This window comes from Streptomyces sp. NPDC001828, assembly GCF_042892175.1.
Classification (GTDB): Bacteria; Actinomycetota; Actinomycetes; order Streptomycetales; family Streptomycetaceae; genus Streptomyces.
Map to the genome: position 1 here is coordinate 341,068 of NZ_JBIATV010000005.1, position 12,755 is coordinate 353,822.

Consider the following 12,755-nt stretch of genomic DNA (forward strand, 5'->3'; position numbering starts at 1 on the left):
CTGCCTCCGTTACGGACTGCGGACAATTCCGGGAACGTTCCAGGACGCCCGGGCCGGCCACATGGCGTTGATGCGGCATCAATTACCCTCCGGCGAAACGAAAATGGCGGTATGCCAGAGTGACCGCATGGTTCTTCTTGGTCAGGCACCTCAATACACCGCCCATCAAGGCCCCTCCCGCCGGAACCTCCTGATAGCCCTCGCAGTCGGCATCGCCGTCTGCCTCGGCATCGGAGCCGTGGCCGTTTCGGCCTTCAACGACAAGCCGGTGTTCCACGAGGACGTCGCCTACGAGGGCGGTTACGTGGTCGCCCTGTCCGGAATGAAGGCGGACCCGACCGGGAAGACCCAGGGTTTCCTCAAGAGCGGCGGCTGCGAGCAGTGGCGCCACGAGCAGGGCGGCCCGAAGGCCGCGGCCTCCCCCGAACGCTGGCTCCAGGGCTGCCGGGACGCGGCCGACGACGGCGACTGCCGGGACGGCCAGGCCGTCGCCAAGCCCAAGGGCTCGACGGGGATCAGGGGCCTCGTCTGCGACAGCGGCAAGGGAGTCCGGAAGCCGGCCGCGGCCAACTGAGCGCCTCTCGCCCCTCTCACTCCTCTCGCTCCCGGATCACTCCCTGAGCTGACTCACGACCGCGCACAGCAGCGGCGTGTGCACGAACCGGTCCGGTCCCGACGGCGGAAACCGTCACGACAGCGGCCACGTGTGCCCGTTCAACGCGGGTACGGGTACGTAACTCGCCCTGCCATGAACCGAGTTGAACGGAATCGCCACGGCGGGCCAGGACCGGTGTGACGTGCTGCGCGGCGGCACCAGGAAGTACACCGCCCGGCAGCCGAGCGCATCCGCGACGATCGGCCCCGGATCACCCCCGGTCAGCTCCTCCATCGCGTCCGCGACGCAGCGCCCCGCGTCCCCGTCGACCCGTACCGCGTCGAATTGCACGCCCGCTTTTCTCAGCCGGATGCCGGAGAGCGGAATCCAGTCCAGATTTGCCTCGCCGATTCGCGTATCCACGGGGACAGTTTCGGCCCGTCCCGCTACCGTTTTCCATGGCCTCGGAGGGTCCGTCGGGGAGTCGTTGACCAGCCCCAACTCCCTTGCGAGCGAGTCGAATTCGGCGGGGTTGAGTCGTGACCGGTTGAGACCGGTCGAGTCGGAGCGTGATCAGAAATGGCACGAGCGGAAAACAAGGTGACGGCGGGGCCGACGGCCCAGATGGTGGCGAGCCTCGCTCGCAAATTCCGGGTACGGAAAGGGTGGACGCAGGAGCAACTGGGGCAGCAGATCGGCTTCTCCTCAGCGGCCGTGAGCGCCATGGAGACCCTGGCCCAGCCCGCGAGCGACGACATGCTGGTGCAGCTTGAGCGGGTGCTCGGGGACGGCCTGGAAATCTTCGAGGACGCGCGCGTTCCGGTGCGGTTGGAGAAGTATCCCGTGCAGTTCCAGGACTACGCCCTGCTGGAGCAGACGGCCGTAGTACTCCGCCTGTACGCGACCCTCGTCATTCACGGGCTCTTCCAGACGGAGGAGTACGCGCGAGCGCTGATCGGCGGCGGCTACCCGCCCTTGCCCGAACAGCGGGTCGAGGAACTGGTGGAGGCGAGGATGGCACGACGGGCCCTCTTCGACTGTACGCCGGTCGCGCTGATCGAGGCGGTGCTTGAGGAGTCCGTGCTGCGCAGGGTGATCGGCGGGGCGGACGTCATGCGCGGCCAGATGCGGCACCTGGCGGAGTGCGCACGGCGGCGTAATGTGACACTCCAAGTGCTGCCTATGGACTGTGGGTTGAACGGAGAGCACGCGGGCGCCCGAGGCGGGATGAACGTTCTGGAGACCCCGGAGCACGACCACCTCATCTACCTGGAGCCGCAGGACGAGAGCCTACTGATCACCGACCCCGCAAAGGTGAGTACGTATGCCCAGCGCTATGCGAAGATCCGAGCACAGGCTTTGGACCCTCGCGCATCACTGGGTCTCATCGAGGAGTTGTCGGGAGAGTAGAGATGAGCAACACCCTCCAGTGGTTCAAGTCCAGCTACAGCAGCTCCAGCGGCGGCGACTGCGTAGAGCTGGCCCTCACCTGGCGCAAGTCCTCGTACAGCAGCGACAGCGGCGGGGACTGCGTAGAGGTAGCCCTCCCCTGGGCCAAGTCCTCGTACAGCAGCTCCAGCGGCGGCAACTGCGTAGAGGTAGCCGCCTGCTGCGAGGCCGTCCACGTGAGGGACTCCAAGGTGGCGGACGGACCTTCGTTCGCGATCGCACCGGGTGCGTGGGCCGCGTTCCTGGAGTGGGAAGGCGCGGCGAACTGAGGGGCGGGGGGCTGGGACGCGGGTCCCGGCCCCTCAACCCGCTTGCGTCTGCGGGCCGTGCGTGGCTGGTCGCGCAGTTCCCCGCGCCCCTGTAGGTAACCAGGGTCTTCCGGTCGCGCCCACCGCGGCGGAGCCGCGCACACGTCACAGCCCCGCGCCCCTGTAGGTAACCAGGGTCTTCCGGTCGCGCCCACCGCGGCGGAGCCGCGCACATGTCACAGTCCCGCGCCCCTTATCAGCACCGGGTACGGGGACATCTTCAGCCCGTCATGGGGCCTGGCCCTTGAGGCCTTGGGGGACATTGAGGACGAGCGCCCTCAAGGCGCGAAACGGGGTCTGGGGCCGAGCCCCAAGAGCGCGCCGTCACCCACCCCACCCCCGGAGGGTCAAGGGAAGGGGCGGGGTGGGGGAATCCTCCACCACCCACCCCCGGAGGGCGACGCGGTGACAAGGCTGGGACGGAAGCGCGTTGCACCTGCGACAGCCGTTCGATAGACATGGAAGTCGCCGCCCGAGGCACAGGGGGCGGCGCGCGGCCACCGGGACGGCGGCCGCGACGGGGACGGCGACGTCAATTACGGGGGTGTGTGCGTGAAGTTCGACATGGGGTCCACGACTCTGTCCGATCTGGGGAAGAGCACCGAGGGATCGAGCTCCGATCTGGGCTCGCTGATCCGGCAGTTGATCGCCGCGGCGGACCCGCTGGAGGGCAAGTTCAACGGCTCCGGCAAGGCCGCGTTCGACTCGTTCAAGGCGCATGCCGACGAGATCACCAACGATCTGAACGGGTCGCTCCAGGACATCCTGGGCGGACAGTCCGGTATGGACACCGCGTTCAACGCGGGTGACCACGAGCAGGAGTCCAACGCCCACAAGAACATGTCGGCGGCCAACTTCGACGCGGCCCGCTTCGGCGGACGCCACTAGGTACGGGGGATCAGGGACATGGGTCACAACCAGGACCGGCTCAGCTACGACACCGGCGCCTCGACGGAGGTGCAGGGCGGTCTCGCCGGGATCGTCGGGCATCTGGAGCGGGTGCTCAACGACCGCGACCGGGCCGTGAAGGCGGCGATGGCCGAGTTCACCGCCGACGGCGTCTCGGACGAGTACCACGGCAAGGAGCTGCGCTGGAACAAGGCCGCGGCCGAGGTCCGCGAGATCATCCGCCTGGTGCGCGGGACGCTCGAACTCAACGACGGCACCGCGCACTCGACGCTCTCGAAGGCCAAGTCGGCGGTCGACGCCATCGGTTAGGGCGACGGGCTCGCCCTGAACAGGCGTACCGCAGTGGGCAGTTGAAGGACGGGGGTGTGGTGCGATGACGAGTTGGGACATCAAGCCGGCCGGGGTGTCGGGCGTTCTGAAGAAGACGGCGACGGCGGCCGAGGCCATGTCGAAGGCCGGAACGGCGATGCAGGAGAGCCTGAAGTCGGCCGCGACGAGCGCGGGCACGATCTCCGGCCCGTACTGCGGCGAGGCCCCCATGGGCCCCGTCGGCGGCGCGCTCGGCGAGTTCATGCAGCACAAGGCGCAGGAGCTGGGCTACATCGCGGTGCGCACCGAGCATTCGCTGAACGGTGCGTATGACGCGACGACGGAGTACGTCAAGGGCGACCTCGACATGGCCGCGAACAAGCAGAAGCAGGCCGTGAGGGATCCCGTCGTCAACGACCAGGGCCAGGAGTTGGGGCCGGACGGCAAGCCCGTCCCGCAGCCGCCCGCCGACAAGTCCGGGGGCGGCAAGTGAGCAAGGACGTCATCGAGCCCGCCGGCATTCCGATGTTCACCGGCAACCTGGAACAGCTCGGCAAGGACGCCGCCGCGCTCACCAAGCAGGCCGGGGAATTCCGCGACGGCGGATCCAATGTCCACAAGGAGTTCCAGGGCCTGTCCGCCTGCTACCAGGCGCCCGAGGCCGACCAGCTGTTCGCCACCACGCTCCCGGTGAAGACGAAGTCCGACGACTTCGCCGACGGTCTCGAAAAGGCGGCCGCGGCCCTCACGACGTACGAGTCCCAAGTCAAGCCGCTGGTCGACAGGTTGAAGAGCCTGCGCACCGAGGCGTTCGCCTTCACGGACAGCATCGCGGGTGACGACCACTGGCGGCGCGACCAGAAGAAGATCGACCACAACGAGCGGCTGATGAACGACGTCGCCGCCACCGTCGCCGCGTTCACGGACGCCGAGCGCGCGTGCCACGACGCCATCACCGCCCTCGTCAACGGCAGCAAACTGTCGGTGGACGACGGCAGCCACAAGCCGGGCATGTACGGCTACTCCGCCGACGCGCTCAAGCACGCCGAGGAGACCCCCTGGGGCGGGCACGCCGAGCGCGAATACACGGGGCTGCGCTGGCTGTGGGAGCAGACGAAGAGCTTCGTGTGGGACGGGTTCATCGTCGACGGCATCTGGGGCACCATCAAGGGCCTCGGAACGCTCGTCGGAACCGACGGCTGGGACAAGGCGGGCCAGGCCTGGACGGGTCTCGCGAAGCTGGCGACCGGCCTCGCGATCACCGCAACCCCGTTCGCCGCCGCCTACTGGGCCGTCCCCGACAAGGACCTCCCGGGCTGGCTGCGTGATTCGCGTACGGCGATGAAGGAGACCGGCAAGGCGCTGGTCGCCTGGGACGAATGGGGCAAGAACCCGGCGCGCGCGGCCGGCGGCGTCACCTTCAACGTGCTGACCACGGTCTTCACGGGCGGCGCGGGCAGCGCGGCCAAGGGCGGGGCCGTCGCCAAGGTCCTCTCCGTCACCGGCAAGGTCGCCAAGGTCGTCGACCCGATGACGTACGTCGCCAAGGCCGGCAAATTCGGCGTGATCAAGGTCGGCGACCTGTTCGGCAACCTCAAGAACGTCACCTCCGGCCGTTACGCCGACGTCCTGGCCGGCGGCGGGCGCTTCGACATCGACGGCAGTTACGTGAAGAACGCCGATCTGCCCGTGGTGAAGGGCAACTACATCGAGTGGCCCGGCGGCAGCCGCCTCAACCTGGACGACGGCTCGGTCATCAAGCCGGACGGCACGGCGTCGGCGGCGAAGGTGGAGCTGAGCGCGGACGACATCGCCCGCCTCAAGAGCTCGCTGCCGCATGTCGGCGAGACCGTCCCGACGGGCGCGCCGCATGTCGGCGAGACCGTCCCGACGGGCGTCAGGGAGCCGGTCCTCGCGGGGGCGCACACCGGCGAGAGCGCCGCGGGACACCCTGGGGGCCCTCCGCGTCCCGGGGAGGTGCCCGATCGGGCGGGGCACGCACCGGGGCACGCACCCGGCGGTTCGGCTCACGACCACGGCAGAGGTCCCGAGGCCTCCCACTCGTCCGGCAACGGATCGCCCGCCCAGCACAGCGGCTCAAGTCCCACCGACCCTGCCCACCACGGCTCTTCCGCCACGCATCAGGGAGGTGGCGGCGGCAACGGCGGGGGAACGGCCCACCCCTCGGGCCCTGCCACACCGCACGCCGGGTCATCGGGAGGCGGTGTCGACGGAAGTGCTCCCTCGGCGGACCCCGGAGGCCACCCACCGCTGGACCCCAAGGTCGTCGACGACCGCATCAAGGCGCTGGACGATCGCCAGGGCGGGGAGGGGCACGCTCCCGGACGCCACCTCTACCCCGATGACCAGGCGTTGCAGGATCGCCTGGGAACCGTCCTCCACAACGCCGGCGGGGCGCCGGTGGTCTACGGGCCGAACTCCGACTACGCCGGGCTGCTCAAATCGGAGAACAACGTCGACCCGCTGACCGGCACCACGGTGGACGGCGTCCACGGTGGTACGCACCGCGTGGGTCCGTATGCGACGAGGTTCGACCACCCCGAGGACATGGTCCGGGCCGACCAGTATTTCCGCGACGAGATCGCACGCACCGGAGAGCCGCCGGGTCCGACGGCGATTGATCAGGTACTCGGCGCCGAGGGACACGAGCGCCTGTCCGGCTACTATCGGAACCCGGCAGATCACGGCGAGTTCCTGCCCGTGGACTTCGAAGGCGGGTCAATTCTGCCGGTGTACAGATTCCACGACGGTAAATGGAACCTGCACACGATGTTCAGCAACCCGGCACCCGGCCGCCACCCCTGATGGAGCCCTCTTGAACGGCGAACTGCAAAAGTTCATCACGACATACCTGCAGCTGGAGCAGGCCTACGACACCAGCGGCTACCTTCGTCCGACGCTCATGGCCTTCAATGCGAACTTCGTCGAGAACGTGCGGGTCGGACTGTACGAGCTGTTGCGCGAAAGGTCCCTCACAGTCGCCGAATATGAGCGTCTGACGAACATCGAATTCCCCGACTCGGACACACTGTACGAATACCTCCAGGGGATTTACACCTACCTCTTCGACGGGGGTTCGGAGCAGCCCTCGCCGCCGGAATAGAAGAGGTCGGCCTTCACTCGCACTTCGTGCGAATCTGCCCTGATTCGGGCCGCTCGCCATCGGTCGGCTCGGCGAATTCCCGGCATAGGAGCCAAGTTGACCAGCCCGACCAAGATTTCCCGGACCCCGTACGACCCGGGCGAGAACCCTGCCGAGTTGCTCAAGGGGGTCGACGCACGGACCCTGCGAGAGATCGAACGCGTCGAGCGGTCACCGCACATGTTCGGCCTCACCTTCGGCAAGACGCTCAGCACCGCCTACATCCACTGCCTTCACGACCCGACCGCGAACGCGAGCGAGACGTGGGAGGCGTGGGTGGCCGCGATGCAGACCGGGTCCGCGCTCTTCGCCTCCGCCACGGCGCCCGAGGGGGCCACGGTCGAGTGCATGATCGCGCACGAGAAGCGGACCGTTCCGGGCCTCGGGGGCCCCACGCACTTCACCGACCCCGGCACCTGGCTCCAGGCGTTCTGGCTCGCCATCATCTGCCGTGACCAGCCCCGGATGACTCAACTGGCCAACGTGCCCATGGAGTTGCTGCGTGGCTCGGAGGCCGAGTTCGAGGAGTACATCTACTCCTGGGTCGAGGCGCTCCAGACGTACTGGCTCGAAGGCGAGGGCCTCGGGGACAAGCTGGTCGCAGCGTTCGACGGCACCAACCCGGAGAACCTCCGGTTCGTCGGCCGCGAGCTGATGCTCAAGATCCTCTATCCCCCGCTCAACGTCTTCTACCGCTTCATCACCCAGGACGACGAGGAGTTCGACAAGGCCCTCGTCCAGGCTGTCGAGCTGCACCACGACTACTGGACGACGTCCGACGAAGAACGCAGCGAAGACCTCGACGGAGCCGTCGCCCTCGCCCCCCTCGCCCTGGCCTGCCTCGCCTACGACGCCGGACGGCCGATCACCGTCGAGTCGGAGTACCTCCCCGAGAACCTGCTCGACCGCAGCTGGCTCGGGGAGTTCCCGACGTAGGCACTCCGGTGCGGCCTACGGGGTCAGTGCCGCGCCCGCGTAGTGGGCGGCTGCCTCCTCGAACTGGAGGACCGCGTGGGACGCGACCGTGTGGACGTCGCGCCAGCAGCGCTGGAGGGTGCCCTCGCCGTCGCGGGCGTGCAGACCGCCGGTGCGGAAGAGCCGTTCCACGGCGGTGACCAGGAGATCCGCCACGACCGCCGCGTCGCGGTGGTTGCGGGCGACGCCGAGCCGGGTGACCGGCTCGGCGTCCGCGCGCCGCGCCGCCTCCGCCAGCATCAGTACGGCCGCCTCGATCTCGGCCGACGAGCGGGCGAGGCACCGGTTGAGGGGGCCACGGGAAGCGGCATCGCTCTCGGCGGCCTTCGGGGCCGCCCAGCCGGTCCAGGCGTGCAGGGCGGCGCGGGCGGCCCCCACGGCGGGCGCGCTGAAGATCAGCCCGCCGACCAGCTGCGCGGGGACGCCATGGCAGCGTGACGCGCCCTCGCCCGCCCGTCCGGCCAGCATGTCGGCGAGGACGAACGAACGCCGGCCCGGCACCGAAGTGGGCTTCAGGACAACGGAGTTGCTGCCCGTTCCGCACAACCCGGTGCTGCGCCAGGAGTCGACCACCTCGACGTCCGCGTACGGCACGGCGAAGACGCGCACCGCGCCCTGCTCCTCGGCGCCCTCCGACACGGTGGCCGCGAGCAGCACCCACTGGGCACTGTCGATGCCGCTGACGCAGTCCCACTCACCGCTCACCGACCAGTCGCCGTTCGCGGTGCGCGCCGCGCGGGCCCGGTGCGGCGCCAGGCCCGTCGAGATCCGTACGTTCGGCGAGGCACCCCACAGGTCGCGCTGACCCTCCAGCGGCAGGTACGCCCCGAACCGGCTGTGCGCGGCCCAGAGGCCGGCGCACCAGGCGGCCGACGCGCACGCCTCGCCCACCTCGGCGACGGCAGCCAGCAGTGTTGCGAAGTCGCCCTCCGTACCGCCCCAGCGCCTCGGCACGAAGTAGGCGGGGAACCCGGCCAGGGTGAGCGCCGCGACCGTCTCGGGGCTCAACTTCCTTTCTGTCTCGGCCAATTCGGCGCCGCGTGCTGCCGCCGAGCGGGCTGTGGCCACCAATGGGGGTGCCAGTAGCGGAAGTTGCTGCGTGCTCGGTCTCTCGACTTCGGGAGTGCTCAGCGTCATACCCGTACTCCCTGCTGCGGAATGAAGGCGAGCCGGGGCACGACGGGACGCGACCACAGGGTGGTGACGGTGACGAAGGGGCGGCCGTTCTGGTAGGCGCCGACGCGCAGCCGGCGCAGCGACGGGTCGCCGGTCGGCTCGTCGGCCTCCTCGACCACCAGCCGCGTGGGCACGTCCAGTTCACCGAACGCGAGGCACTCGACCTGCGCCGAGACCAGGGCCAGCGGGGCGCCCGGGTTGCCCTCGTGGACCAGCACATGTCCGAGCTGGCGGGCGCCCTCCATCGCGACCATCAGCGGCACGTGGTCGCTGGGGTGATCGAAGAAGATGGGGTGGTCGGTGTTGACCCGGAGCCACCAACTGCCGTCCCGTGCACCACCGTTGAGGAAGCCCTGGGCCAGGACGCAGTCCTTGTCGCGGAGCCGGCCGACCGCGGCCGGCGCCACCGGCAGGCGACGGACCGCGTCGCCCGCGGCGAGCTCGTCGGCCTTCCGGCGGCGCAGCAGCGAGTAGCGGCGCTCGTCGACGGCGATCCCGCTGATCATGCCGCGCCCGTACACCTTGCCGTCGATGGTCAGCGCCACGTCGAGGCGCATCCCGTACCGGTTCGGCGGCCGGTTGCCCTCCCACCTCCACTCGGCTTCGAGCACCACGTTGAGCGGGGCCGCGCCGACCCTGAGCGGCGCGGCGTCGTCCAGGTCGAAATTCAGCCGGTCACCGATGAAGCGGTGCGTCAGCGGTACTCCGAAGTAGGTGTGCGGCAGGTAGACGAACATCTGCCGGATCGTCTCCGCGAACAGCAGCGGATCGGTGCGGCCCGTCGCGTCGGGGTTGTGGAGCGCGTGGTCGCGCGGCCACTGGGCGGCGACCAGGAAGCGCGAATCGTCGAGCCGGACGCTGTCGGTGAGCAGCACCTCGGCCACCGAGGCCCGGTGGACCAGGTGCCGGGGCACGGGCTGCTGGAAGGAGAGCGCGGGCTCGCCGTCGGGGTCGTACGGGCTGTTCAGGACCGGCGCCGCCAGGTCCAGGACCGGTTTTGGCGCGATGGACGTCTGCCTCACAAAATCCCCCAATGAAGTGAGTGAACAAGCCAGAGCGCGGCAATCCGCACCGCAGGCCTTCCAAGAACATACCTTCAAGAAGGTATTGTGGGAAAGCCTTCTCGGCGCGGATCCATGGCGCCAGGCACCGCACAGCGAACAGAAGGGACTGGGCATGAGCACAAGGGCCCGCCAGAAACCCGCCGCCACCGACCTCAAGCAGGAGCGCGCGATCCGGACCCGCACCCTGATCCTGGACGCGGCGGCACGCGCTTTCGCGGACAAGGGGTATCCGGCGACCACCATCCTCGACGTCGCCGAGCTGATGGGCGCGACGAAGGGCGCGGTGTACTTCCACTTCGCCAACAAGAACGCGCTCGCGGCGGCCGTGACCGAGGAGTTCTACGTACGCCTGCGGGTCATGGCGCAGGAGGTCGAGGACCAGGCCCTGCCCCCCGGGGCCGCGGTGTGCGAGCTCCTGACGCGTACGGGTGTGATGTTCCGTGACGACCAGGTCATCCGGGCCGGGGCTCGGCTGCAGATCGAGCAGTCACTGATCGACGCGGACCTGCCGACGCCGTTCCTCGGCTACACCGAGATCGTCACGGGGCTGCTGCGGGCGGCCGCGACGGAGGGGGCGCTGCCGGCCGGGAGCGACCCCGAGGTGATCGGCAGGGTGCTGGTTTCGGCCTTCTTCGGCGCTCAGCACATGTCGTGGGTGATGAACAACCGGGCGGACATCACCCAGCGGGTGGAGGAGATCCTGGCCACGGTGCTGCCGGGTCTGCCCGGCTGAGGAAGCCGATCGCCTTCGGCCGGTCGCGCGAGTTGCCCCGGGCTTCCAATGGGGCTTTCTCACAGCCGAGTTGGCGCACGCGTGAGGACATCGTTGTCCCGGGTCGGCCGACGGCGCCTGTACGTGCTCGGCGTACCCGTGCGCGGTCGGCGCGCCCGCGCGTGCCCGGCGCACCCGCACCCTTCCACCGGATGTATCGGAAGTGGCAACTTTTCGATCTTAAAAAGATTCCTTCCAGAGGGTATCTTTCTCGGAAAGTGCGCAGCTCACCGGAGGGTGGCAGATGAACCAGCAGGAGCGGTCCCGGCGCACCCGGGAGCAGGTGCTGGACGCGGCGGCCCAGGAGTTCGCCCGTCACGGGTACGCCGACGCCGCCGTACAGACCGTCGCCGCGCACACCGGAATGACCAAGGGCGCGCTCTACGGGCACTTCCCCTCGAAGGAGAAGCTCGCCGCCGCTCTCGTCGCCGCGGGCTCCCAGCACTGGACCCGGCTCCTCAGGGACGCCGAGCGACCCGGCACCCCTCCGGCGGCCGCGCTGCGGACGCTCACGGTCGGCCTCGCGCACGCACTGCGTGAGGACACCCGGCTGCGGGCCGCGTTCCGCCTGGCGAACGACGAGCTGCTGGCCGGGACCGGGGCCGGGGGACTGCTGCGCGAGGTGCGTCAGGCCGTCGTGGCCGGGGTGCGGCGTGGGCAGGCGGAGGGCACGGTGACATCCGCGTACTGCGCCGAGGTCATCGCCCAGCTGCTGGTCTCGGTGATCCTGGGTGCACAGTCGGCGGCCGCGTCGGCGCTGACCCGCGAGGACCCCTTCGAGCCGTGGCTCGATCGGGTGTGGGAGCTGGTGCATTCGATGCTTGGGGGTGGGCGGGAGGGGCGGATGCCTTCGGCTTCGCCGAACCCCCTATCGGTCAAGTCCCCTGATTTAGGCGATGGTTGAGGCTGGTGATTTAGGCGATGGTTGAGGCCGGTCGCGGAACGCGCCGCGGTAAGGGGCTAGGACACCCCTGGCAGCGTGCGGCCGCCCGCCTCGGTCACGTGGGCCCGCAGGGCCGGGTCGTCGCCGACGACCACGGGGTGGCCCACCGCGCGCAGAAGTTGCAGGTCCGAGGAGTGGTCCCCGTACGCGAAGCAGTCCGCCGGGTCCACGCCGTGCCCGGCCGCCCACGCCAGGGCGACGTCCGCCTTCGCCTCGCCGATCATGGGGCGTACGACCTCGCCGGTGAGGCGACCGTCCATGACGAGCGGGGACGTGCCGAACACGTCGTCCGCACCGAGGTGTTGGGCGATGGGACCCAGGCACGGGAAGAAGGATCCCGACACCAGCACCGTGGCGTGGCCGGCGTGCTGGTGTCCGCGCAGGGCGGCGACGCCGGGGGGATGGAAGAAGCCGCCGGTGCTCAACCGCGCCTGGAACCAGGCCTGTCCCTGCTCGGCGAGTTCCTCCTCGGAGGCGCCGGCGTACAGCCCGTAGTAGGCACGGTTCGCCTGTTCGCGGGGAGCGCCGGCGTCGCGCATGCGCGTGAGGGCTGCGCGGGCCCGGGTGTAGGCGGTTGGGGGGTGGCCGGTGGCTTCGTAGTGGAAGCGGAGGAAGTCGAAGAGGGTCTTCTGGGTTACGAGGGTCTCGTCGACGTCGAAGAACGCGGTTGCGGGGGTGGGGTGTTGGGGCATGGGGCCTTCCTCGATGGCGGGGCCAGATCATCGGCTGCGGGGGTTTGGCTGGGAACCCCGGTTCCAGGGGGTGGTACGGGGGGTGTGGCGTGGGCCAAGGGGCAATCAACGCGGAGCAAAACCCCCGGAGGGGGTTGCCCACCCACCCGCCCGTCACCCGGAGTTGGTTGGGTTCCGGCCCCTGGGGCTCCGCCCCAGACCCCCTGCGGGGGCTCCGCCCCCTGCACCCCCGTATCGCGCCTGAACGGCGCTCGTCCTCAAACGCCGGACGGGCTGAAGATGCCTGCGCTGGCCAACACCGAGCCTTCAGGGGCGCGAGGAACTGCGCGACCAGCCCCCCACGGCCCGAGGACGAAAACGAGGTTAGGGGCGCGAGGAACTGCGCGAGCAACCACGCACG

At 69.5% G+C, this 12,755-nt stretch carries 14 protein-coding genes and 1 pseudogene; 11 read left to right on the forward strand and 4 right to left on the reverse strand.

Going from position 1 to position 12,755, the window contains the following annotated elements; genetic code table 11:
* The first annotated feature begins 127 nt into the window (after window positions 1-127).
* Window positions 128-574 carry a hypothetical protein gene (locus tag ACFYZA_RS17870; RefSeq protein WP_388491384.1) on the forward strand — a complete coding sequence of 149 codons (447 nt, stop codon included), beginning with the start codon at window positions 128-130 and terminating at the stop codon, window positions 572-574.
* A 117-nt stretch (window positions 575-691) separates the two neighbouring features.
* Here the strand turns inward: ACFYZA_RS17870 and ACFYZA_RS17875 are convergent.
* A pseudogene (locus ACFYZA_RS17875) lies at window positions 692-1,018 on the reverse strand (hypothetical protein); the annotation flags it as partial.
* 156 nt (window positions 1,019-1,174) lie between these two features.
* Between ACFYZA_RS17875 and ACFYZA_RS17880 the strand changes: the two are divergent.
* The 8 genes from ACFYZA_RS17880 to ACFYZA_RS17915 all read left to right on the forward strand — a co-directional run bounded on the left by ACFYZA_RS17880 (window position 1,175) and on the right by ACFYZA_RS17915 (window position 7,669).
* Window positions 1,175-2,005, forward strand: a complete 831-nt coding sequence (locus ACFYZA_RS17880) for a Scr1 family TA system antitoxin-like transcriptional regulator (RefSeq protein ID WP_382582517.1) — start codon at window positions 1,175-1,177, stop codon at window positions 2,003-2,005.
* Between the two features lie 2 nt (window positions 2,006-2,007).
* On the forward strand, window positions 2,008-2,313 hold the full coding sequence (locus ACFYZA_RS17885) for a DUF397 domain-containing protein (protein ID WP_382582519.1): 306 nt from the start codon (window positions 2,008-2,010) through the stop codon (window positions 2,311-2,313).
* A gap of 591 nt (window positions 2,314-2,904) precedes the next feature.
* Window positions 2,905-3,240, forward strand: a complete 336-nt coding sequence (locus ACFYZA_RS17890) for a hypothetical protein (protein ID WP_382582522.1) — start codon at window positions 2,905-2,907, stop codon at window positions 3,238-3,240.
* A gap of 18 nt (window positions 3,241-3,258) precedes the next feature.
* Window positions 3,259-3,570 carry a pore-forming ESAT-6 family protein gene (locus ACFYZA_RS17895; RefSeq protein WP_161245533.1) on the forward strand — a complete coding sequence of 104 codons (312 nt, stop codon included), beginning with the start codon at window positions 3,259-3,261 and terminating at the stop codon, window positions 3,568-3,570.
* A 64-nt stretch (window positions 3,571-3,634) separates the two neighbouring features.
* A complete protein-coding gene (locus ACFYZA_RS17900; RefSeq protein WP_382582525.1) occupies window positions 3,635-4,063 on the forward strand; it encodes a DUF6507 family protein in 429 nt (142 codons plus the stop codon).
* On the forward strand, window positions 4,060-6,396 hold the full coding sequence (locus ACFYZA_RS17905; protein WP_388491388.1) for a hypothetical protein: 2,337 nt from the start codon (window positions 4,060-4,062) through the stop codon (window positions 6,394-6,396). The genes ACFYZA_RS17900 and ACFYZA_RS17905 overlap by 4 nt, the downstream gene beginning before the upstream one ends.
* Before the next feature lie 10 nt (window positions 6,397-6,406).
* On the forward strand, window positions 6,407-6,694 hold the full coding sequence (locus ACFYZA_RS17910) for a hypothetical protein (RefSeq protein ID WP_382582531.1): 288 nt from the start codon (window positions 6,407-6,409) through the stop codon (window positions 6,692-6,694).
* 96 nt (window positions 6,695-6,790) lie between these two features.
* Window positions 6,791-7,669 carry an immunity 49 family protein gene (locus tag ACFYZA_RS17915; RefSeq protein WP_388491390.1) on the forward strand — a complete coding sequence of 293 codons (879 nt, stop codon included), beginning with the start codon at window positions 6,791-6,793 and terminating at the stop codon, window positions 7,667-7,669.
* Window positions 7,670-7,684: 15 nt separating this feature from the next.
* Here ACFYZA_RS17915 and ACFYZA_RS17920 read toward each other — a convergent pair whose 3' ends face one another.
* Both ACFYZA_RS17920 and ACFYZA_RS17925 read right to left on the reverse strand, forming a co-directional pair.
* On the reverse strand, window positions 7,685-8,716 hold the full coding sequence (locus tag ACFYZA_RS17920; protein ID WP_388491393.1) for an oxidoreductase: 1,032 nt from the start codon (window positions 8,714-8,716) through the stop codon (window positions 7,685-7,687).
* Window positions 8,717-8,841: 125 nt separating this feature from the next.
* Window positions 8,842-9,906 carry a ScbA/BarX family gamma-butyrolactone biosynthesis protein gene (locus ACFYZA_RS17925; RefSeq protein ID WP_388491396.1) on the reverse strand — a complete coding sequence of 355 codons (1,065 nt, stop codon included), beginning with the start codon at window positions 9,904-9,906 and terminating at the stop codon, window positions 8,842-8,844.
* A gap of 154 nt (window positions 9,907-10,060) precedes the next feature.
* Here ACFYZA_RS17925 and ACFYZA_RS17930 point away from each other — a divergent pair, with 154 nt between their 5' ends.
* A complete protein-coding gene (locus ACFYZA_RS17930; protein ID WP_388491399.1) occupies window positions 10,061-10,681 on the forward strand; it encodes a ScbR family autoregulator-binding transcription factor in 621 nt (206 codons plus the stop codon).
* A 283-nt stretch (window positions 10,682-10,964) separates the two neighbouring features.
* Window positions 10,965-11,624, forward strand: a complete 660-nt coding sequence (locus ACFYZA_RS17935) for a TetR family transcriptional regulator (protein WP_388491402.1) — start codon at window positions 10,965-10,967, stop codon at window positions 11,622-11,624.
* Window positions 11,625-11,680: 56 nt separating this feature from the next.
* Here ACFYZA_RS17935 and ACFYZA_RS17940 read toward each other — a convergent pair whose 3' ends face one another.
* A complete protein-coding gene (locus ACFYZA_RS17940; protein WP_388491404.1) occupies window positions 11,681-12,355 on the reverse strand; it encodes an HAD family hydrolase in 675 nt (224 codons plus the stop codon).
* Window positions 12,356-12,755: the final 400 nt, after the last annotated feature.